Origin of the sequence: Actinoplanes nipponensis (genome assembly GCF_016862275.1) — a bacterium.
GTDB lineage: Bacteria > Actinomycetota > Actinomycetes > Mycobacteriales > Micromonosporaceae > Actinoplanes > Actinoplanes nipponensis.
Genome location: NZ_BOMQ01000070.1, coordinates 80,839 through 100,809, shown reverse-complemented (window position 1 = coordinate 100,809; position 19,971 = coordinate 80,839). Strand labels below are relative to the sequence as shown.

The following is a 19,971-nucleotide window of genomic DNA, read 5'->3' as shown; positions in this document are numbered from 1 at the left end:
AGACCCCGGCTGACGCGGAGGCGGCTGACGCGGCGGCGGCTCCGGTGTCCGGTGCGCCGGTCGGGCCGCGTCAGCCGGACCTGAAGGTGCTGATCATGGCCGGTGTGTTGGGCGGACACCCCGACGGCATCACGGCAGACGCGGCGATCAACGAGAGCGGCCTGTCGGTCGCGATGGGCGACACGATCCTCGCCGCGATGGAGGTCACCGGGGCCGCGCGTCGCCTGCCCACCGAGGCAGACGGCACCGAGTTGTGGGTGCCGGTCGCGGACGCCGATCTGACGAAGGTGGACCCGGCCAACGCCCCGACCCACACCACCTGCCCGACGTGCGGGCACACCCGCAAGATCCGCCGCCCCTCGGCCCGCCGCGCCGCCGCCACCACCGGCACCGGCCGCACCACCGGTGAGATCAACACCGACGGGTCGGCGAAGCTGGCGAAGAACGGGCTGCGCAATCAGGTCGAGGCGTTCATGCGCGACCTCGGCACCGGTCACGACGTGACCCCCGGCACCGTGGCCCGTGAGTTGGGCGGGCGGAGCTCCGGCGCGGTCGCTAACAGCATGGCGCGGCTGACCGAGCCGGGTGTGCTGGTCATGACCAGCGAGGCGCCGGTGAAGTACGCCCTCGCGGAGACCGCCCCCGCGCCGACCGCCGAGGTCGTGGCCTTCATGACCCGGCCGCTGACCGACGACGAGCCCGCCACCGCCGCGCCCGCCGACACCGACGCGGCCAGCACCGACAACACCACCGGCGACGACACGGCCGACGCGGGCACGGACACGACCGCCGCCACCACCACCACCGACAAGGCCGCCGCGCCCGCCGACGGTGACGCGGCCAGCACCGACAACGCCACCAGCGACGGCACGGCCGAGGTGGGCGCGGACACGACCGCCGCCACCACCGACGAGGCCGCCGCCACCGGCGCGACCACGGCCGACGACGAGGCCGCCGCCGCGCCGATCGCGGCCTGACACACCACCCCGCCGGGGCCGGGCACCACGCCCGGCCCCGGCACCCGCATACCCCCGTTACCAGCACCGGAAAGGACAACCCGCGATGACCACCCCGCACGAACACACCGGCCCGGACACCGACACCACCCCGACCGAATCAGGGTCGCTGCGCTGCCCCGAATGCGGGGAACCGGCCCGCCTCGTGCCGCCGCGCGAATGGCCCCTCGCCGCGTTCCTGGCGCGGCCTGCCGCGTCGCACGCGGACGGGACGGCACTGTGCCCGGTGCCCGGCCCGTACGGCTCACAACCCGCGTCCCCGGTCGGCGCCCCGGCGCGGCTGACCATGTGGCAGGCCGTACGGCAGAGTTGGCTCATTCACCCGGACTGGACCGTCGAGGATCACCTGTCGTGGCTCGACGGTGAAGGCTACGACACCGACCTCGCCGACGGTGACCCGGCAGAGGTCATCGGCCGATGGCTGACCGAGCACCGCCGTACCGCCCGGCTGAGCGTGCCGCCGGACGCCTCCGGCGCGGCCCGCGTGTACGTGGTCGCGGGCGGTGACATGGTCGCGGTGTTCGACAACCCCGACGCGGCCGGAATTCAGCGCACGGTGATGCAGGCCGCCAACCTCGACACCATCGCCTCGGCGATGACCCCGGCGCAATGGGACACCGCGCGGGCGGTGTTGCGCGCCGAGCACCCGCAACTGGTCATCACCGACGTGCGCCGCGACGCGACCGGCGGCACGGCATGACCCGGCCGCCCACCCCGCCCGACGTGCCCGGTGACCTGCCCGCCTCGCTGGCCGCACGTCCCCGCGACGTACGGCGCGGCCTGCCGATCCCGCCGGTCAACGAGCACCCCGACCCGCACGGCGGCCCCGGCACGTATGTCGACTTCACCACCCTCAACACCACGATCTCGACGCGGCTCGCCGCCGGCCGCGTGTGCTCGTTGTGCGGCGAGTCGATGGAGTATTGGGTGGCGTTTCTGGGCACGCCCCGCGCAGTCGAGTTGCGCCGCTTCACTGACCCACCGGGCCATCCCGAGTGCATGAAGGCTGCTCTGACGTTGTGCCCTCACATCGCCCTCGCCCGGCACCGCCGCGCCCGCGCTGACCGGCCGAGCGCGGGGATCATGCCGCCGGGGTCGCACGGGACCAAACCCGACGGGTGGACGCTGGGTATCACCCGGTCCTACCGGACCATGTTCGTCCCGGAACACGGGTTGACGGTGTACCTACCGGCCCCGTTCCGCACCGTGCATTCCTATGTGTACGGCCCGGACGGGCGGCTACGCCCCCGCCCGGCCACCGGGTGACACGGCGGTGATGGCGGCCGTCAGATTGCCGCCAGAAACCTCGATCGACTCCAGCCGATCGCCTTGATCGGCCCGTGGAGGTAGGCAACATTACCTATGACGGCGATGCCGGGCCGCGAAACCCCGGCATCGCCACCACCACCAACCAACCCCGCATGAAAGGACACGCCAGTCATGGCACACGAACTCGAAACCCTGGCCAACGGACAGACCGCCTTCGCCTCCGCCCGCAAGTCGGCGTGGCATCAGCTCGGCCAGATCACCGACGAGTGCATGACCGCACAAGAGGTCATGAGCAGGGCGTGGCTCGGCGGCTGGGAGGTCCGCAAGATCGCCCTTCAGGGCATCGAGGTCACCGACGCCGGTGTCACGAAGGTCGACTGCCCGGACAAGTTCATGACCGTGCGGACCAACCCCGCCACCGGCGCGACCGAGTATCTCGGCGTGGTGGGTGAGGACTATACGACCGTGCAGAACGAGCAGGTCGCGGAGCTTTTGAACCTGCTCGTGGACGAGTCCGGTGCGCACTTCGAGACGGCCGGCTCGATGCGTAAGGGCAAGAGTGTCTTCGTCACGATGAAGCTGCCGAAGGCGATGGAGATCGCCGGGGTTGACCGGATGGATCTCTATCTGGCCGCGACGACGAGCCATGACGGCACCGCCTCGCTGCGCCTGGACGCGACCCCGGTACGGATCGTGTGCGCGAACACGCAGCGCATGGCCTACGAGCGGTCGCTCGGCTCGTACGTGTTCCGGCACGCCCCCACGATCACCGCGAAGATCGGTGAGGCCCGTCAGGCCCTCGGTCTGGTGTGGAAGCACTTCGCCGCGTTCGAGACCGAAGCCGAGAAGATGATCAACGAGTCGCTGACCATGGGCGAGTTCGAGAAGATCACCGCGCAGCTCTGGCCCCTGGCCGACGACGCCTCCGACATCGCGAAGAACAACGCGAAGCAGCGCACCAACTCGCTGCGCTACCTGATCCGGGACGCGGACACGCAGAAGGCGATCAAGGGCACCCGGTGGGCCGGATACCAGGCCGTCACCGAATACCTCGACCACTTCGCCCCCGCGACCAGCGACACGGTACGCGCGACGCGGGCACTGACCGGCAAAGGCGCGGACCTCAAGGCCCGCGCATTCGAGCTGTTCGCTGTCTGATGCGCACCCGGTACCGGGGCCGCCACCGCCACCGGCGGGCGGCGGCCCCGGCGGGCACCACGACCGCTCGCCCGGCGCGGCCCGTGATTCGCCCGCCGCAGCCCACCGGTCCACGCCGCCCGCCCGGCCCGCCCGCCGCTTACCCGGCCCGCACCTCGCCGCCGCGCCTGCGCCCGGCCGCACCGGCGCCAGCGGCGCCTGCACCCGACGACTCCACATCCGGCTCCACCGCGATGGAGGCACCTGCCGTGAACCCCACCACCACCACCGCCGAGGCGATGCTCGCCGCGATCTGGCAACTGTGCGACGCCTACGCCAAAGGCGAGGTCAACCGTGTCCTCGCCGGGCACGCCGCCACCGACAACGAAGCGAAACACCTCGTCGCCCAGGCCGAGTACTGGGAACAGGCCGTTCAGGCCGGATACCAGTCCCTCGCCGCGACCGTCCGCGAGGCACTGCCCGGCGACGCCCGCCCCGAGCCGTTCCTGCCGGTCCGCGCGACCAACGGCGGACACATCGAGGTCCACGCCCGCGACACCACCGCCCGACCGCTGGTCATCGCGTTCACCGGCGCGCAGGCCCTCACCATCGGCGCGCACCTCACCGCCCTCGGCGCGGTAGCCCTCGACCGCGTCGGCGCGAAGGTCGACGCCGCTCTGCCGGCCATCACCGAGGCGGTGCCCTTCACCAGCACCCACCCCGGCCCGCCGCCGGTGATCCCCGGCCCGACCGACCCGCGATGACCCGCCACCGCGCGGCCGGTCACCGGCCGCGCGGCCCACACCGCATCACAACCTCTCCCGCGAAGGGATCTCACTGTGGAACACCTTTTGACCCTCGTACAGGCATACGCCGCCGCACGCGGCGCCGCTGAACGTCACCGCGCCCTCCTGGAATGCCTCGTCGACGACGAAGACGGCTTCCTCGCCAGCAAGATCGCGGAGTACGAACTCGCCTACACCACCTACCACACGCAGCTCATGACCGCATACGACGAGCTGACCCGCACCACCATGCGGGCCGTGCCCGACGAGCGCCTGCCCGTCTGCACCTGGCAGACCGGCACCGTCGAGGTACGGGCGGTGCTGACCGATCACAGCCGCAGCGTGCGCGTGCGTTACACCCCGGCGCAGGCCATCGCCGCCGGAACCGCACTCGTCGCCTGCGGCGCTCTCGCCGACGAGCAGACCGGCGGCACCCTCACCCCGATCCTGCCTGCCTTCCCGGCCACTGACCTCCACGCGGAGTCGACCGCGGCCGGCGCCCCGAGCGAGAACCGGAGCCGGTCATGACCCCCGACCCCTTGGACGCCCTCGGTGACGGCGGCCAGCACACCCTCAGCGCCCACCAGCTCCTCGGCGCCCTCGCCCTGATTAGCGACCTCGACCCAGTCATCGCCGATGTCCTGCGCAACCTGCACCTGCGCGTTTACCCGATCAACCGGGACACCGGCGCCGCCACCGACTACATCGTCCTCGATCTGCACGGCGTCTCCATCGGCGCCCTGCGCCGCCAGCACGACTTCTACCTGCACGCCGACACCACCGAGACCAACGACCGGATCATCGCGTTCGAGGTCAACGGGCTCGGCGAACACGACCACCCCACCCGGTAAGGAGCACCCCCGCCATGACCGACACCACCGCCGAGCCCGGCGCCTTCACACCGACCGGCCCGGAGCCACGACTGCGTGACCTGGTCCGCGTGAGGTTCGTCCTCGAAGACCACCAGGAACACCCCGGCGTCGTCATCGACATCCTGCGCCGCCCGAGCATCCCCCACGGGGACCGGTACCGCGTGCGGTTCCGCGACGGCATCACCGACTGGCACTTCCGCGACGAGCTGACCGTGGTGCCCTTCACCGCGCAGGCCGAGATCGTGCGGACCGACCTCGGCGCGATCCGCACCATCTTCGATCACGCCATCACCGCCGCCCGGGACCACGACCTGCTCCACCACGCCCTGGGCGAGGTGTTCGACGCGCTCACCGCCGCCGCGAACACCTACCTCGGCGGCCCGGTCGACACCCTGTCCCCGGCCGCCACGCCCGCCGACTGACCGCTCCCCGGGCCGAGACCACCAGCACCGGCTACCGCTCACCCGGTGGTCTCGGCCCCCGGCCTGCCCTCGCACTCATCTACGGAGAACTTTCATGGACCTCAACGACACCGCCCGGGTACGCCAGCCTCGCGACGGCATCGAGTACCGCCTCGGCACCGTCATCGACGTCACGTACTCGACCCCGCACACCACCCACATCCGCCACCTTCGTCTGCGCTTCCCGACCGGCGAAGAGCGCACCTACACCCCGGCCGAGGTTGTCGCGTGCACTCGCACCGACGATCACGCGGCCCTCGTCGCCGCGTTCACCGACACCTGCCGGGCGCTACGCGACGCGTGCCGCATCGCCCACGACTACGACGAACGGATCAACACCGACATCCTCGGCCTCTTGCTGGCCATCCACGGCACCGTCGCCACCCACCTCGGCGTCAAACTCGACCCGGCCAACCTCGACGCGCCGGCCGACACCGAGCAGGTGACGCCATGACCGCCCGCTGGACCCACGGACGCTCCGCCCGCCACCCCGGAGCCGTCTGCGGCACCGACGACGGACCCGGCACCCGGGTCACCGACGAGCCGCACCTGATCACCTGCCCCGACTGCCCGGACGCCGCCGCAACCGAGGCCATCCCCGACGACGCCACCACCGCCGACCCGCACGTCATCGACATGTTGCGCGAGGCGAAGGCCGGGCACAGTCGCAAGATCGGCGGCGTGGTCGTGGACGCCACCACCGCGAACGCGATCCTCACCGTTTACGACGCCGCCACCCCGAAGACGCAGGTCAAGATCGCCTCGTTGCCGATCGAGGTCATGGCGTCGTTCGCATGGCGGGTCCTTCGCCCGGACTCCTGACGCCGCAAGCGCCATGCACAGGAGCTGCGCGCGGCCCGCACGGTGCCGGGCCGGGCGTTGGGTAGCGGTGGCCGGTGGGACACACCCGCTAGGGGTGTGGCGAAACCCCACCGGCCGCCTCGCCCGCACCGGGCCACCAACGGCCCGCATGAGCCCGTATCTTCCCTGCGCGGGCGTATCGCCGATCCTAGCGAGCCGCAGCACCCGAGGCGGCCCGCCGAACGCGTCGCCTCGAGGAGCATCAGCGGCAGGGAGGATGGTCATCGTGGGCAGACACACCTTCGGCGGCCGGGTTGCCGTCGACCGTGCCGGAGTCGCCGCGCACACCAGTGCGGCCCGACGCACCGTCAATCTCTGGCACCGCAACCGCGCCACCACCGGCTTCCCCGACGGCTTCACCGACGACTCCGGCCGCGAGTGGTTCTGGCTCGACCAGATCACCGCCTTCCACACCGCCCACCAGAAGGCAAAACTCGCCGAGCTGACCACCATCGACCGCAGCGGCGACCCGGACGAACTCGTCGGCTCCGGCGAAGCCGCAAAGATCCTGCGCTACGGCTCGTACCGCAACCTGCCCGACCAACTCCGCGACCAGCCCGACGACATCGAGATCCTGTCCGACGGCAGGCTGCGGCGTCGCTGGTACCGGCGCACCGTGTGGGCCATCGCCGACGCCCGTACCGGCCGCCAATCCACCGGCCGCACCCCCGGCACCACCAACAGCGTCCGGAAACCGCACCCGTACGCCGATGACCCGCGCCTTCAGACCGCCGCCGAGCTGCTGGCCGAGGCGCGCGAGGCCGGACGGGACCGACGCGGCCTCGGCGTCGAGCTGGCCCGCCGCCTGGGCACCTCGCAGCGGACCGCGCAACGGCTGCTCACCGTCGCCGAGTCAGACCAACCGAGCTAGCCCCGAAGCACGCGAAGTGGTCCTGACAGACCGATGCCGCCCTACCCGGGCTGTAATCGGCCCACTCCCGCATGACACGACGGACAGCCCTCGGTTACAGACAGGCGCTGCCAGGCACGCACGCCACCTCTCCGGCCAGCACGCTCAATTGCCGAGGAGAGCACGTCAGCGCCGTTCAGGCATACCTCGCAAACGGCATATACTGACTCACCGCAGCGGGCCGATGCCTATCCCGGCGGTATAGAATTTGATCGATATACCGGAAGCTGTCAGGTGTCACTGTTTCACCTAAGGACGTCAGATGTTTTTAGATATTATTGACACCGCACTCCCGGTAGATTTGAAGAATCGATTCTATAATGTGATTTCGTCGCTGCCAGGAAGCACCACTGCGGTAGGCGCGCTTCGAAACCGTCTCCTCCACTTTGCGGATAAATCCTCCAAGAGAGCTGACGAAGCTCTCAAGAACGCCTCACCAAAGCTACTGCTTGATGAGCAAGTCATGCTAAGGGCACTCCGTGCAACTAAGCCGGTGCGCGCCTTCGCAACGTTGGGATTTAATCGCTTCCTCTGGATTTTTGGCGCTGCCGCATCCGGCATGAGCACAGAGCGCAGATTCGCCGTCGAATACTTCGACGCTGCCGTAGGGTGGTTTGCAGCGGAATACTGTATGCAAACTCTAATCGAGATACAGGAGGGTGTGCCCATTGGAGTAGCGCTCAACGGAGGATCAGAGCGGCTCCGTCGCCTATCCTCGACCGATGTTCACTTCAGTTGGGTTTCGGAACTGATCTTGAGTCAAGCCGCAGACGAAATTGCCGAGAATCCTAAACGCTATAAAAAGCTAGCCGGTATGACGCGACCCATAGTTCAGGAACTCTTCACTACCCTGCGGGGGACCTCATACCGCCTCAGCCCCGTGCGGCCTCTCTCGAAGCTTTCGCCTGCTGCGGCCGGCCTGCTCGACCATTTCTGCATCCAGGCAGGCGCGTTGAGTGGCACACCCTTCGCCAACCTTGCCCTCAGTACAACAATCGAGAAGCACCCCTTTGTAAGATTCCCAGCTGGCCCTGCGCCATTAGCACTCAGAGACTCCTTGATGAGCCTGGAACAAGCCTTCTTCGAGTATTCCCGCAGAGAACTGGCAGATGAGAAGGCTCGCGGCGACCTCTTCGAGCGGGTGACGTCGCGCTGCATCAAAGCAGTAATGCCGAACGACTTCACCGAGCTACCGCCGCCGCTTAATATTCCGATTCCAAATTCACGCGACGAGGGGGAAATAGACCTAGCCTTCAGCTCGAAGGATGACATGCTACTTATTGGTGAATGTAAAGCCTACTTCTTCACCTCGGGCAGCGACACTATAACGAACGCCTTTGAAGATCAAATCAAGAAGGCTGTCAAGCAGCTAGTGAAGCGGGTTGATGCGGCCCGGCAGGGTGTCCGAATTCATTCAGCTGGACGACCCCTAAGCGGCATTTCGAGTTCCCTGACTGCGGCACTCGGGATCCCGCTCCATCCGTATGGTGCCGCAGTTTGGAATAGTGATGCACTGCGAGAAGTCGATGGCATACGGCCTTACCTGGCAATCATTCCGCTCCATCAGCTGCTTATAGTAATGCAAAGTATCCGCGATAGCGCAGACCTACGCGATTACCTTATTCTCAGGCATCAGATACAGAAGGCAAACACTGTAGTTGCAGATGAGATCGACATGCTCATCCTTCATCTTAATCATTTCAGCCGTGCTGGTATCCAGAGAAGGATTAGCTCAGTGCAAGCCGACGAACGACCTTTCTTGCTTCCATGCAGATTCACGGCGGACGGAACCGCCCTGAAGGAGATTCCACGCAATAGGAACGCGTGGCGGAAGTGGCTTTATGACTCAGCTGACGTTGACCGATCAATCGGCGAGGCGCAGTAACACTGCGCCGATGGCACTCACCGATCCCGCCAGGCTGTAACGCGAGCGACTTGGCCCAGCGCTCAAGCGCTCTCGACCAAGAAGCACTATCCACCGACGGAACGCGCTGTTCCGGTTAGATCTCACCCGCTTCGTACCAACATCTGTGGCATATGAGAAGCGGCGGCTCCGCGTATTGGCAGTCCAGTCCTCTCCGTATTGGCAGGCAGGCCCTCCTGGAGTGAGATGGGCGGGTATCACTCTCGTGCCGCATTTAGAGCGACCGCCGTGGTCGCCTGGTGGGGGCAGTTGAGTTAGCAGATGGTAGGCCGTCGAGAGCATGCGAGGGCGCCGCCGAGTCTTCGTCCGGCGGCGCCCTCGCGTGTCAGCTCACTCCTCGTCGTCGTCCGTGGTCGGCGCGCCTGGTACCGCCGGGGCCTCGATCAGGTAGCGCAGGGCGCCGTTGATGTCGGTGTCCCTGGTGGCGGCGGTGCGGGCGAGCACGTCGTACACCCGCTCATCGACCTCGATGGTGTGGGTGGTGGGTTCGGACGGTTCCATCTCGATGCCTCCTGGTCATCACGGATCGGTGCCCGGGGATCGGGCACCACACCCCATCCATGCCGACCGGCGTTGAGCCATCAAGCCGACCGGCCGGGCGCACTGGCGGACGCGGCATGCGAGGCGGCGCCAAGCGATATCGGCGTGCGGTAGGAGGCTTCGGTCTCGGCGGCGTCGGCGGCGCGCACGAGGGCGGCGGCGAAGCTGCGAGCCTGTCCGGGGGCGAGGTACAGCTGCACGTCGGCGCCGTCGGCCACGGTGACCTCGACGTGCGGGCGTTCCAGGTCGGCCGGATCGGTGCCGATCCAGTCCGGTGCCTTGTCCCAGAACACGGCCCGCACATGCGCGGCGACCAGCTCACACTCCTGGTCGTAGACCGGCACTGTCGAGGGCGGGCTACGGTGCAGCACCGTGCCGGCGGGTCGAGGTCGTCGTGACAGCAATCGGTGCACCACGGCGGGCAATGCGCCGGACGTGGCAGCCGGAGAGCAGCGTCGCTGGCCGGGGTGAACTCGTCCATGGGCGGTCTCCTGGAGTCGGTCAAACAGCGGATGCAGGCCGGTGCGGGTGTCACGCTGACACTGTCGGGCGTACGCCGTCGGGCGAGGGCTCTTCCCGGCGCAGCGCGCTGAGCAGCTCGGACACGCGGGTGTTACGGATGGCATGGCCATTACGGCGCAATCGTTGGGCGAGGGCGTCACGGCTGACCGTGCGGCCTTCCCGGATCAGCTCGTCGCGGGCGGTGCGGGCGGCAGGCAGCAGCGGCACCAGGTCCGGGGCGAGGTCGACGTCGTCCTGGGATTCGTCCTCGTCGCCGTCCGCAACCTCGTCGCCGTCTTCATCCTGGTCATCGTCGCCTTGTTGGTCCGGTGCGGGCGCGGACTGGTCCTGGGGTGCGGGGTCGGTGATGGACCGTTGGTCGGGGTGCACATCGATACCTGGCTGGTCCGGACCGGGGCCGGCCGCAAGTAGAGCCCACGAGTCAGGGGCCGGCGGGCCGCCGTCTCGGCTCACGGGTGCAAGCGTGATGCCGGGTGTCGCGCGTGGTCTCGGGGCCGTGGGGGGCGCCTCAGCGGCGGGTGCCGGTAGCGGCTTGGCTGCGGTCTGCGCGGCCCGGCTCGGACCAGACGTCTCGTCGCGGCGCCCGGAGAGTTCGACCAGGCAGATGGACGCGACGATGATCAGCCCGTCGACCGACAGCGGCAACAGGTACGGCACGGTGCCCGTCTCGCCGTAGCGAGCCACCACCGCGACCATGTGGTGATAGCTGACCCAGGCAGCGATCCCGGCGATAGCTGTCGTGGCGAGGATGCGGACCACACCGAGAGCCCTGCGATAGACGGGGATGCGGGAGACCAACTCGACGGTGACGAGCAAGGCCAGCGGCGGCCACGCCGCGATGGCCTGCGAGATCAGGTTGTCGCGGGCGTGCAGGACGTTAGCAGTGACCGAGGCGGCGACACCGAGGGCGAGGACCGCCCGCACGGCCCATTGCAGACGGTTGCGGTGAAATGTCATGGGCGGACTCCGCTGGTGGCCATCTGTAGCTGCCGGGCGGCAACGCGCCGCGTCGCCTCGGACGGTTCGGCACCGCCGAGTTCGGCCAGTTGATCCTCCAGACGGCGGATGGTCCGCCGCACAGCGTCCAGTCGGCTCAGACGTCCTTGGATGCGCATGATCCGCTGGTAGATCTCCTCGTTGAGAGGGTCATGGCGCAAGGCTTGCTCAAGAGATGCGATAGCCGCGTCCGGCTGATCCGTTTCGAGAAGCTCAGCGATGCGGGCGTAAACATTGAGGATCTGCAGCCGTGACGTGGTGGCGTAGTCGGTGACCCAGGATTGGTCCTGGCCTTCGGCGAAGTCCCCGCCGTACAGGTCGGCGGCTTCGCGCAAGGCGGCCAGCGCATCGGTGTCAACGGAGCTTGTGTTGGCGCGGCCGATCGCGGTGAGCATCCGCCACAGGTCTACCTCGACGGCGTCGGGGTCGATCCGGTAGCGGCCGGTGGCGCCGTTGTACAGGATGAACATCGCTTCGCTCGCGCCGCTTGCGGCGCGCACCACACGGCGGATGGTGGTGATGTCGGTACGCAGGCGCTTGATCGCGGCGACCGGGTCGGTACCAGGGTGCACGTCGGCGGCGATCTCATCGAGAGTCCGCCCATGCGGGTGCGCGGCAAGCACGGCGAGCACGGCATAGGAGCCGCTGCGCAGGCCCGTGGTGATCGGCCCGTTGTCGGTCGTGACGGTGACCGGGCCGAGCACCGACAGCCGTGCCAACGGCGTAGCGTCTCCGGTGGAGGCCGGGAGGTCGGGTACGGGATCGAGGACCGCCGCGGGCGGCTCGTCGTCAGTCTTACCGTCACCGACGGTGTCATCGGTGACGGCGGGCTCGGTGGATACCTCGACGTCGGTGCCGGGCTCAGGGCGGGCGGCGGCATCGCTGATCATGGCGAGTAGTTGCGCCAGGTCCGGCGGGGCGAGGGTAGCCAGCCGTCCACCGGCGAGAACCTCGGTGGCGGTGCCGTCCGGGGCGACAGTTGCGGCGGCGATGCCGTCGATGGTGCCCAGGACGACGACATATAGGTGTAGCGCCTTTTGGTGGGCGGCGACGGAGACCAGGCGGCCCGCGTACCGGTCGGCGGCGTCGAGTAGCACGACATACGGCGGCTGAATCTCGGCGTGGTCAGTGCGGGCGTTCAACGCGGTGATCGTGTCCTGGTCAAAGGTGTCCAGAATCCGCCGACGGGCGATCATCTCCTCTTCGGCGTGGCTGACGGCGTTGCCGGTGTCGGCCAGCACGAGCAGCCGTTCGCCGTCGTAGGTGACCCCGTGCGGGTCGAGCCCGGTCGCCTCGACGCCCTCGGGCAGCAGCCGGGTGAGCAGGCTGACGGTGGTCACGACGACTGGGCGGGAGGCAGGCTCGTCCAGCACGCCGGTGGCGAGGGTGCTGGCGAGCACGGCTCGCGCCGTTGGTTCGGCGCCGGGGCCGGTAAGCGACAGTCCAGGGCCGGGCAGGTCGAACAGACTGACCTCGGCTCCGGCGGCGTCGACACCGATCGGCGCGGCGACGGCCGGTGTGACGGGTCGGGAACCGCGACGACGAGGCCGGTCTCCGAAGGACTCGGGATCGACGCCTGGTTCGAGGTCGCTGCGGCCGGCAGCATCGGCCACAACCAACTCCGGCGGCACGGGCGACGGTGCGGGGCCGGTCCAGACCGGAATCGGTGAGCTCAGACGAGCGAAGCGACGCCGGTGTAGGCGCAGCAGCGCGGCCACGGCCGCGATAGTGGCGGCGAGCCCCAGGCTGATCCAGCCTTGCGACGGCAACGTGATCCCCACCTGCTGCTCGGTGTGTGACTCGGTGTGCTCGCTGGGGGCGGAGGTGTCCACGGTGGGCGCGGCCGTGCCCGGCGCCGTCACCGTGGATGAAGGCGCGGGCGTGGCCGGTGCCGGGCTGGCCGGAGGGCTCGGGCTGGTGGCGGCCGAACCACCGGGCGCGGGGACGGTGTCGGCCGGGGCCGGTTCGGCGGGTTCGGCCGGTCCCTTACCGGGATGCGGGGAGGCGCCCTCGTGGGCGGGTAGAGCGAGGACCCATCCGATATGGATTTCGTCGGGGTCGCTCAAGGCGTAGCCGTTGGCCTGCTCATGCCCCCGGTTGAGGACGTAGATCTCGCGCCACCGGTGCGGGTCGCCGAGGCGATGCTCGGCGATATCCCACAGGTTGTCCCCGGCGGTGACCCGGTGCACGCCGCCGGGCGCGTTGCGCGCCCACGCGGGCACATCATCGGCCGCGTGCGCCGCTGTGCTGGTGACGGTGGCCGTGGTGATCGAGGCAGCGGTGAGCGCCGGGCGTGGCCCGGTATGTGCGGGCGTCGTCACGATGGTGACAGCGGGCGGTGCCGCCGCGACTGCGACGGCGGGGCGGCGAGCGGCGGCGTCAGCAACGGCGGCGGTGGCGCTCGGTGCCGCACCGATCCCGCGCATTGCGTCGAACAGGACCGCGCCGACGATGGCACCGACGAGGACGGCAGCGACCCACCGGATCGGGCCGCGCCCCGGCACCGGCGGGCGGCTCTGTCCTCGGCGGGCGGCGGCGGCCACGGCGGACGCCTCGATGACCTCCACCAGCACATCGCGGCAGAACAGCGCCCACAGGAACCAGCCCACGGTGGCGAGCAGGGCGAGGATCTTGTCGTCGTACCAGGCGGTGGTGAGGGCTGTGGAAAGGTCGGCGAGGCCGGGCAGGGTGCCGGGTTGTGCCCATCCGATCCAGCCGAAGGGCCAGCCGATGATCTGCACGAGCAGCCATGGCACCCCGACGAGGAACCCGACGAGGGTCGCCGACGCGACCAGGGCGCGCAACAGCCGGCCTCCGGCGGCCAAGACTCGCAGCATGGTCGGGCGCTCCGTTCCTAGGTTCGTCGCGGTTACGGGTTGGGTGCGGTGACGCCCTGCACGGCGGTCGCCGTTGCAGACGCGGACACGTGAATCTGTCCGACGCCGACGAGTTGCAGGAGCTGGGTGTTGCTGGTGCGGCGCACGGTCACGGTGACCGTCGCGGTGGTGGCGCTCGCGTCACCGCTCACCCCGGCGGTAGCCAGCCAGGCGCGGGCGGCTGAGGCGGCGCGGCCCGGGTCGAGCACGGCGACGTTGGTGGTGCGGTACCGCACGAGATCGAGCTGTTGGGCCCCGGCCCTCGCCGCGGCCTGGGCGACATCGAGGGCCTGCACCTTCGCCGACAGTGCTAGCCCGCCGTCGAGGACCAGCCCTGCCACCGCGAACAACGCCACGGTGAGGATCACGGCGAAGGGGGTCACCTGCCCGGAGTCGCTTCCGCCGGTGCGCCTCTGGACCCATCGCACCGCGACGGCGATCAGGTTTCTCACGCTGGCCCTCCACGCCATTGGTCGATGGGTGAGGTCGCCGTGGCCGAAACCACCCGGCTCCCGGGCACCCCGAGCAATACGAGATCCGCCAGCGGAACCCGACACGACACAGTCACGGTGACCGCGCCGCCAGCACGTAACCCACCGGTGGACACGGACACGGCGGCGTTGGAGCAGGCCAATCCACGTCCGGCGAGAGTGTCGCGGGCCGCGCGTTCGGCTTGGGCGCGGGCCGCCGATTCGGTACGGGCGATGGAGCCGGTGCGGGCCGCGCCGCTGGCGGCGGCGTCCACATCGAGCTGCACAGCGACGAGCCGCCCGCACAGCACGACGAACAACAGGACAGCCACGAGCAGCGGGGCCAGCAGGGTCACCTCTGCCGTGCTGGACCCGGCGTCGCCGGTAGCGGTGACTCGCCGCCACCGGCCCGCCAGCCCGGCCCGGAGCCGACTCGGCACGGTTTCGCCGGTCATGAGGGTCCTCCCGCCGCCAGATCTTCTGCAGGACATCCCGTGAGTTCGTTCTCCGGGGTTCTTCGCTGACAGGAGTGTTCTTCCTGGTGCATAGCGTCTCGACTGCCTCGGTCCAAATTCCGATGAGACATTGAAATTCCTGAAGGTTGCCGGGTATCTTCGTGGCTTCGTTGGTCTCGCTGAAGCGGAGTGCTCATGGGTCTGGCGGTGGTGCGCTCGATCGGGTCCGCGGAGCGGTTCAGGAACCCGGCGCCGCAGGCGATGGAGGAGCTTGAGCAGGAGCTGGTCGACCAGTACGCCCTCGCCGCGGTGGGTGCCGGCTTGACCGACGGCCACATCGCGCAGGAACGCTCGACCGTGTTCGAGTTCCTGCGTTTCCTCGGCCGCCCCTTGTGGACCGTCGGACCGCAGGACGCCGACCGTTTCCTGGCTCACCAGCGGCGCGAGCGCGGCAATGCGCGCAGCACCGTGCAGAGCAAGGCGTGGACGTTGGCGCGGTTCTACCAGTTCGTCATCGACCGCTACCAGGGCGACATCCACACCCTGACCGGTGCCGTGGTCGTCCAGCCGGTGGACGAGTTCAACCGGCCGGCGAAGGTCGATCGCGACACCGTCCGCGTCCCCCCGCCGGAGACCGACGTGGCGGTGCTGTTCGACGCCTGGCGTGACGCGGTGCCCTCGGCTCGCAAGTACCTTCCCGCGGCCCGCGACTACTTCGCCGCGTCGCTGTGGCGCCGCGCCGGACTGCGTATCACCGAGACGGTGCGGCTTGACATCCGCGACTGGCGTCCCGATCTCGGCGAGCACGGCCGGCTGCATGTGCGGTTCGGCAAGGGCAGCATGGGCCGCGGCCCGAAGCCGCGGATGGTGCCTGCGATCAATTCGGTCGACCAGTTGATGTTCTGGTGGCTGACCGACGTGCGCGGCCAGTTCGGCGACGACCCGACCGACCCGGACGCGCCGCTGCTGCCCAGCGAACGCTACGACCGGCTCACCGGCCGCTGCACTCGTGTCGGCGACGACGCACTGCGCTCCGGATTGGCGCAGGCCGTCAAGCGGTGGCTGCCCGCCTGGACGGGACGGCTGACCCCGCACGGGTTGCGTCACCACTGCGCCTCGGCGCTGTATGCCCGAGGCATGGACCTCAAGGCGATCCAAGAATTGCTCGGGCACGAATGGCTGTCCACTACAACCCGATATATCCACGTCCATAACGACCATATCGACCGCGCGTGGGCTGCCGCCAACCAGCGCGTCACTGACCGATTCACCGGCCAAGGGACGTAGTCCGGTGTGCTCAGCGAACGGCTCCGCGGGCTCGAGTTGCGGCCCAGACCAGACCGAGTCACCACCCAGTTCCAGCTGAGCGCCGACTCCAGCCATCACATCAGCCAGGGAGACAGCCTGATGCACAACGACCAATCGGCTACCCATGAACCGACCGCACTCTCGCCGGAGCGTGTCGCCGAAGTAGACGAGATCATCGGCCGTGTCACGCGGTGGGCCGAACACCGCACTGACGTTGTCGGCCTGCTCCTGGCCGGCTCCTACGCCCGAAACGCGGCCCGGCCCGACTCGGACATCGACCTCGTCCTGCTCACCACCGACGAGGTCCGATACGTCGACAACACCTGGGCGCACGAACTGGCCATCGGTGACCTGATCCGGGTGCAGTCCTGGGGTGCAGTCACCGAACGACGCTTCTGCACCTCCTCCGGCCTCGAGGTCGAGATCAATATCGGCTCGCCAGACTGGGCCAGCACCCATCCGCTCGACGCCGGCACCCGTCGAGTCGTCACCGATGGCGCCCGTACTCTGCACGACCCCACCGGCGCGCTCGACAACCTGATCCGCGCCTGCCAACCCTGACGACACGACCAATCGGCAGTCATGGCAGGACATCAGTTCAGGCAGTTGGAGCATCTGACGTCGCCGGAGCTCGTCCACGACAACCACATCGACCGTGCGTGGGCTGCCGCCAAGCAGCGCGTCGCCGACCGATTCGCTGACCAGGGAAGGTAGTCCCGTGCGCTGGAACCTGCGACTGCACGCCGCCCAGCAGGGCATCTGGAAGTCCACCGAGCTGCGCCGCCGCCTACTGGAGGCCGGGCTGGAGATCAGCGCCGGAAAGATGTCCGCGCTGTGGACCGGCACCCCGACCACGATCCGGCTCGACGACCTCGACGTCATCTGCACGGTCCTCGACTGCACCCCCGCGGATCTGTTGATCTCCGAACCGGAGAAGGTCGCCGCCCGCAAGCCCGCCGCCAAGGCGCCGGCGTCACGCGCCGCTTCGGGCGAGACCACGGCCGACCGGACTGCGGCGGTCACGCCTCGGCCCGGCCGGCGCCGCTCCGCACCACCGGCATGAGTCCACCCAAGCTCTGTCCGGTCTGCCGCGCCAACCCCGTCGCGTTCACCAACCCACGCGTCGACTTCTGCTACCAGTGCCTGCCCGGCGGGCCGTTCACCCCGCCGCCCTGCCGCGCCTGCACCGCAGCGGACGGTTACTACTCCGCCGGGCTCTGCGGACGGTGCCACCCGGCCGCTCCGCAGCACGTCACCTCCTGCAAGCACTGCCTCGGCTGGGGCGTCACCCGCCACACCAAGTACCTGTGCTGGGGCTGCGTCAACTGGCGCACCAAGAACACCTACGGCACCTGCACGGGCTGCCGCCGCCACCTCCCCGTCGACGAGCGCCGGTTCTGCCGGCTGTGCTGGCGGCAAGCCGCCATGCTCCGCTGGAGCCGCACCGGTCTGTCGCTCGCCGAGGCGAACAAAGACGGCCAGCAGTTGTTCATCGCGAACATGTTCAGCACACCACTGGCCGCACGCGGCTCCGCCTCCCGCACACCGATAGCCGTCGAGCCCCGAGCCCGCAGCACCGCTGCGCCGATCCGACCCGTCGACCACGAGCAACTCGTCCTGTTCGACGCGCGCCGCAGCCTGCGTCCCGGCATCGTCCTGCCTCCACCGCCCGACCCGCACGCCGCGCAGGCACTCACCGACCTGCTGGAAGACCACGCCGCCCAACGCGGCTGGAGCCCGAGCACCTGCAAGAAGGCCCGCAGCGGCCTCAACGCCGTCCTCGGCCTGCAAGACACCCCTGGCGCTCGCATCAAGACCAGCCTCATCCGCGATCTCGGCCCCACCGGCCGGGCCACTCGGTTGTTGCGCGAGTTCCTCGCGGGCATCGACATGCTTGACGACGACCTGACCCCGGCCCTGAAGACCTGGTTCGCCGGCAAGGTCATTGACCTGCCCGCCCAGATGCGTGCCGAGCTTCAGGTCTGGTTCGACGTCCTGTTCCACGGCCACAAGACCAGTGCGCCTCGCAGCCGTGCCCGCAACCACGGCACCATCCGTTACAAGCTCAACGCAGCCCTGCCCACGCTGCACACCTGGGCCGGCGATGGATACGAGTCGCTGCGCGAGATCACCCGCCAACATGTCCTGGACGCCATCGCCGCTGCCGACGAAGGCAGGCCCCGCTATCTGACCGGCTCCGCGCTGCGCTCGATCTTCCACACCCTCAAGGGACACAAGGTCGTCTTCCGCGACCCCACCCTGCACATCAAGCTCGGCGCCCCGCACACCCGCGGCCCTGAACCGGCCGACTTCGACGTCATCCGCGACGCCCTCAACTCTCCCGACCCCACCCGAGCCGCGCTCGCCGCGCTGCTGGCCTTCCACGCCCTGACACCAGGACAGCTGCGCAACCTGACGACCACCGACATCCGCGACCGACGGCTGCACCTCGACGGCCGCGTCATCCCGCTCGCCGAACCCGTCCTCATCCGGCTGGCCGCCTACCTCGACTACCGCACTGCCACCTGGCCGAACACCGCCAACCCACACCTGTTCATCCACAGGCGCACCGCCCTGGAACTCAAACCCGTCGGGGGACGCTGGCTCGGACTGCAACTCGGCACCGCCGCCCGCGGCATCCGCACCGACCGGATCCTCAACGAGGTCATCGCGACCGGCGGCGACATCAAACGCATCTGCATCCTGTTCGGACTCACCCCCGCCGGCGCAGTGCTCTACACCGCCGCCCTGAGCCATCCCGAGCTTGACCCCGGACCACGGCAAGGCTGACCACACGCGAGTACACGAACCGAAGCCCTCAGCTACGCTCTTCACGGCCAACCGCCCTTCAGTTCCCGGCCGGCGATGCTTCAGAAATCTCGAACTCACGGGAAATGGGCACGAACCGCTCGACTGGGCGTACCACCACCGCTCGGACCCGCCACCGCACGCCGGGCACGACGGTCGCGGCCGTGCCGGTCACCTCGACGCGAACCTGCGTCGCGGTCCGAGTCACCGAGACCGCCGGCGACTTGAGCACGCCGCTGCCGATCGCGGCGAGGGTCCGCGCCCCGGCGCTCTGTCCGGCGGCGGCGCTGCCTTGGTAGGCGGCGGCGGTACTCGCCGCGCGGGTGGCGGCGGCTTGTGCCACGTGGGTGGCGTGCATCCACACCCCGGCCTGGATCACGAACATCACCATGAGCAGCACCAGCGGCATCGCGATGACCAGCTCGGCGGTGGCGGCGCCTTCGTCCGGGCGGGTGGCCGCGCGCCGCCAGCGGGCACGCAGCCACCCGGCCGTACCCGCCGCCGACGGGGGACGGCGCGGGGCACGGCGGACTCGGACGATCCTTGCCATCACGGTCAGCCCAGGTTGAGGGAGTTGGCCTTGCCGACGAGCTTGGTACCGATGATCGCGATGACGGCGAGCGCAATCGTGATCAGGACGGCGGTGACGACGACGGACTCGGTGGTGTAGCCGCCGTCCTTGGTGTCGCGCACGAGCTGCCAGCGGTACCGCAGCTCGGCGGTGAGATAGCTCAGCAGAGCGGACATGGGTGGTGCCTCCT

23 protein-coding genes and 1 pseudogene are annotated in these 19,971 nt (G+C 69.2%); 16 read left to right on the top strand and 8 right to left on the bottom strand.

What is annotated here, in order from left to right; translation table 11 throughout:
• From Ani05nite_RS30195 to Ani05nite_RS30140, 12 genes and pseudogenes are all read left to right on the top strand, one after another.
• A pseudogene (locus Ani05nite_RS30195) lies at window positions 1–977 on the top strand (hypothetical protein); the annotation flags it as partial.
• Window positions 978–1,062: 85 nt separating this feature from the next.
• The gene (locus Ani05nite_RS30190; protein ID WP_203774034.1) at window positions 1,063–1,716 is read left to right on the top strand and encodes a hypothetical protein; all 654 of its coding nucleotides are present in this window, start codon (window positions 1,063–1,065) and stop codon (window positions 1,714–1,716) included.
• Window positions 1,713–2,282 carry a hypothetical protein gene (locus tag Ani05nite_RS41470; protein WP_239130759.1) on the top strand — a complete coding sequence of 190 codons (570 nt, stop codon included), beginning with the start codon at window positions 1,713–1,715 and terminating at the stop codon, window positions 2,280–2,282. The genes Ani05nite_RS30190 and Ani05nite_RS41470 overlap by 4 nt, the downstream gene beginning before the upstream one ends.
• 174 nt (window positions 2,283–2,456) lie before the next feature.
• Complete coding sequence (locus tag Ani05nite_RS30180) at window positions 2,457–3,443, top strand: DUF932 domain-containing protein (RefSeq protein ID WP_203774032.1); 987 nt, start codon at window positions 2,457–2,459, stop codon at window positions 3,441–3,443.
• 248 nt (window positions 3,444–3,691) lie between these two features.
• Window positions 3,692–4,186: a hypothetical protein gene (locus Ani05nite_RS30175; RefSeq protein ID WP_203774030.1), complete on the top strand. Its 495-nt coding sequence runs from the start codon at window positions 3,692–3,694 to the stop codon at window positions 4,184–4,186.
• Between the two features lie 75 nt (window positions 4,187–4,261).
• On the top strand, window positions 4,262–4,735 hold the full coding sequence (locus Ani05nite_RS30170) for a hypothetical protein (protein WP_203774028.1): 474 nt from the start codon (window positions 4,262–4,264) through the stop codon (window positions 4,733–4,735).
• A complete protein-coding gene (locus Ani05nite_RS30165; RefSeq protein ID WP_203774026.1) occupies window positions 4,732–5,058 on the top strand; it encodes a hypothetical protein in 327 nt (108 codons plus the stop codon). The genes Ani05nite_RS30170 and Ani05nite_RS30165 overlap by 4 nt, the downstream gene beginning before the upstream one ends.
• Window positions 5,059–5,072: 14 nt before the next feature.
• Window positions 5,073–5,501: a hypothetical protein gene (locus Ani05nite_RS30160; RefSeq protein WP_203774024.1), complete on the top strand. Its 429-nt coding sequence runs from the start codon at window positions 5,073–5,075 to the stop codon at window positions 5,499–5,501.
• A 94-nt stretch (window positions 5,502–5,595) separates the two neighbouring features.
• The gene (locus Ani05nite_RS30155) at window positions 5,596–5,994 is read left to right on the top strand and encodes a hypothetical protein (RefSeq protein ID WP_203774022.1); all 399 of its coding nucleotides are present in this window, start codon (window positions 5,596–5,598) and stop codon (window positions 5,992–5,994) included.
• Entirely contained in the window at window positions 5,991–6,362 is a 372-nt protein-coding gene (locus tag Ani05nite_RS30150) for a hypothetical protein (RefSeq protein WP_203774020.1), read from the top strand. The genes Ani05nite_RS30155 and Ani05nite_RS30150 overlap by 4 nt, the downstream gene beginning before the upstream one ends.
• A gap of 265 nt (window positions 6,363–6,627) precedes the next feature.
• The gene (locus Ani05nite_RS30145) at window positions 6,628–7,272 is read left to right on the top strand and encodes a hypothetical protein (RefSeq protein ID WP_377880244.1); all 645 of its coding nucleotides are present in this window, start codon (window positions 6,628–6,630) and stop codon (window positions 7,270–7,272) included.
• Window positions 7,273–7,633: 361 nt separating this feature from the next.
• On the top strand, window positions 7,634–9,196 hold the full coding sequence (locus Ani05nite_RS30140; RefSeq protein WP_203774015.1) for a hypothetical protein: 1,563 nt from the start codon (window positions 7,634–7,636) through the stop codon (window positions 9,194–9,196).
• A gap of 369 nt (window positions 9,197–9,565) precedes the next feature.
• Here Ani05nite_RS30140 and Ani05nite_RS30135 read toward each other — a convergent pair whose 3' ends face one another.
• The 6 genes from Ani05nite_RS30135 to Ani05nite_RS30110 form a co-directional block, all read right to left on the bottom strand.
• Complete coding sequence (locus Ani05nite_RS30135; protein ID WP_203774013.1) at window positions 9,566–9,736, bottom strand: hypothetical protein; 171 nt, start codon at window positions 9,734–9,736, stop codon at window positions 9,566–9,568.
• An 80-nt stretch (window positions 9,737–9,816) separates the two neighbouring features.
• Window positions 9,817–10,119, bottom strand: a complete 303-nt coding sequence (locus tag Ani05nite_RS30130; protein WP_239130758.1) for a hypothetical protein — start codon at window positions 10,117–10,119, stop codon at window positions 9,817–9,819.
• A gap of 187 nt (window positions 10,120–10,306) precedes the next feature.
• Entirely contained in the window at window positions 10,307–11,254 is a 948-nt protein-coding gene (locus tag Ani05nite_RS30125; protein WP_203774011.1) for a DUF2637 domain-containing protein, read from the bottom strand.
• Complete coding sequence (locus Ani05nite_RS30120) at window positions 11,251–14,130, bottom strand: BTAD domain-containing putative transcriptional regulator (RefSeq protein WP_203774009.1); 2,880 nt, start codon at window positions 14,128–14,130, stop codon at window positions 11,251–11,253. Before Ani05nite_RS30120 ends, Ani05nite_RS30125 begins: the two co-directional genes overlap by 4 nt.
• A 32-nt stretch (window positions 14,131–14,162) precedes the next feature.
• Entirely contained in the window at window positions 14,163–14,552 is a 390-nt protein-coding gene (locus tag Ani05nite_RS30115) for a pilus assembly protein TadG-related protein (RefSeq protein WP_239130768.1), read from the bottom strand.
• Between the two features lie 65 nt (window positions 14,553–14,617).
• Entirely contained in the window at window positions 14,618–15,094 is a 477-nt protein-coding gene (locus Ani05nite_RS30110; RefSeq protein ID WP_203774005.1) for a TadE/TadG family type IV pilus assembly protein, read from the bottom strand.
• Between the two features lie 195 nt (window positions 15,095–15,289).
• Between Ani05nite_RS30110 and Ani05nite_RS30105 the strand changes: the two genes are divergently transcribed.
• From Ani05nite_RS30105 to Ani05nite_RS30090, 4 genes are all read left to right on the top strand, one after another.
• Window positions 15,290–16,381: a tyrosine-type recombinase/integrase gene (locus tag Ani05nite_RS30105; RefSeq protein WP_203774003.1), complete on the top strand. Its 1,092-nt coding sequence runs from the start codon at window positions 15,290–15,292 to the stop codon at window positions 16,379–16,381.
• 6 nt (window positions 16,382–16,387) lie between these two features.
• The gene (locus tag Ani05nite_RS30100) at window positions 16,388–16,963 is read left to right on the top strand and encodes a nucleotidyltransferase domain-containing protein (RefSeq protein ID WP_239130757.1); all 576 of its coding nucleotides are present in this window, start codon (window positions 16,388–16,390) and stop codon (window positions 16,961–16,963) included.
• Between the two features lie 157 nt (window positions 16,964–17,120).
• The gene (locus tag Ani05nite_RS30095; RefSeq protein WP_203774001.1) at window positions 17,121–17,465 is read left to right on the top strand and encodes a helix-turn-helix domain-containing protein; all 345 of its coding nucleotides are present in this window, start codon (window positions 17,121–17,123) and stop codon (window positions 17,463–17,465) included.
• The gene (locus Ani05nite_RS30090) at window positions 17,462–19,192 is read left to right on the top strand and encodes a site-specific integrase (protein WP_203773999.1); all 1,731 of its coding nucleotides are present in this window, start codon (window positions 17,462–17,464) and stop codon (window positions 19,190–19,192) included. The genes Ani05nite_RS30095 and Ani05nite_RS30090 overlap by 4 nt, the downstream gene beginning before the upstream one ends.
• A gap of 58 nt (window positions 19,193–19,250) precedes the next feature.
• Here the strand turns inward: Ani05nite_RS30090 and Ani05nite_RS30085 are convergent, their stop codons facing one another.
• A complete protein-coding gene (locus tag Ani05nite_RS30085) occupies window positions 19,251–19,760 on the bottom strand; it encodes a TadE family protein (RefSeq protein ID WP_203773997.1) in 510 nt (169 codons plus the stop codon).
• Between the two features lie 5 nt (window positions 19,761–19,765).
• Window positions 19,766–19,957, bottom strand: a complete 192-nt coding sequence (locus tag Ani05nite_RS30080; protein ID WP_203773995.1) for a hypothetical protein — start codon at window positions 19,955–19,957, stop codon at window positions 19,766–19,768.
• Window positions 19,958–19,971 lie beyond the last annotated feature (14 nt).

Excerpts from the sequence above, each read along its gene's own strand:
- Ani05nite_RS30190 (WP_203774034.1), top strand. The coding sequence starts at position 1,063 with ATGACCACCCCGCACGAACACACCGGCCCGGACACCGACACCACCCCG.
- Ani05nite_RS30110 (WP_203774005.1), bottom strand. The coding sequence starts at position 15,094 with ATGACCGGCGAAACCGTGCCGAGTCGGCTCCGGGCCGGGCTGGCGGGC.
- Ani05nite_RS30105 (WP_203774003.1), top strand. The coding sequence starts at position 15,290 with ATGGGTCTGGCGGTGGTGCGCTCGATCGGGTCCGCGGAGCGGTTCAGG.
- Ani05nite_RS30085 (WP_203773997.1), bottom strand. The coding sequence starts at position 19,760 with ATGGCAAGGATCGTCCGAGTCCGCCGTGCCCCGCGCCGTCCCCCGTCG.
- Ani05nite_RS30125 (WP_203774011.1), bottom strand. The coding sequence starts at position 11,254 with ATGACATTTCACCGCAACCGTCTGCAATGGGCCGTGCGGGCGGTCCTC.
- Ani05nite_RS30080 (WP_203773995.1), bottom strand. The coding sequence starts at position 19,957 with ATGTCCGCTCTGCTGAGCTATCTCACCGCCGAGCTGCGGTACCGCTGG.
- Ani05nite_RS30120 (WP_203774009.1), bottom strand. The coding sequence starts at position 14,130 with ATGCTGCGAGTCTTGGCCGCCGGAGGCCGGCTGTTGCGCGCCCTGGTC.
- Ani05nite_RS30150 (WP_203774020.1), top strand. The coding sequence starts at position 5,991 with ATGACCGCCCGCTGGACCCACGGACGCTCCGCCCGCCACCCCGGAGCC.
- Ani05nite_RS30155 (WP_203774022.1), top strand. The coding sequence starts at position 5,596 with ATGGACCTCAACGACACCGCCCGGGTACGCCAGCCTCGCGACGGCATC.
- Ani05nite_RS30135 (WP_203774013.1), bottom strand. The coding sequence starts at position 9,736 with ATGGAACCGTCCGAACCCACCACCCACACCATCGAGGTCGATGAGCGG.
- Ani05nite_RS30180 (WP_203774032.1), top strand. The coding sequence starts at position 2,457 with ATGGCACACGAACTCGAAACCCTGGCCAACGGACAGACCGCCTTCGCC.
- Ani05nite_RS30165 (WP_203774026.1), top strand. The coding sequence starts at position 4,732 with ATGACCCCCGACCCCTTGGACGCCCTCGGTGACGGCGGCCAGCACACC.
- Ani05nite_RS41470 (WP_239130759.1), top strand. The coding sequence starts at position 1,713 with ATGACCCGGCCGCCCACCCCGCCCGACGTGCCCGGTGACCTGCCCGCC.
- Ani05nite_RS30090 (WP_203773999.1), top strand. The coding sequence starts at position 17,462 with ATGAGTCCACCCAAGCTCTGTCCGGTCTGCCGCGCCAACCCCGTCGCG.
- Ani05nite_RS30160 (WP_203774024.1), top strand. The coding sequence starts at position 5,073 with ATGACCGACACCACCGCCGAGCCCGGCGCCTTCACACCGACCGGCCCG.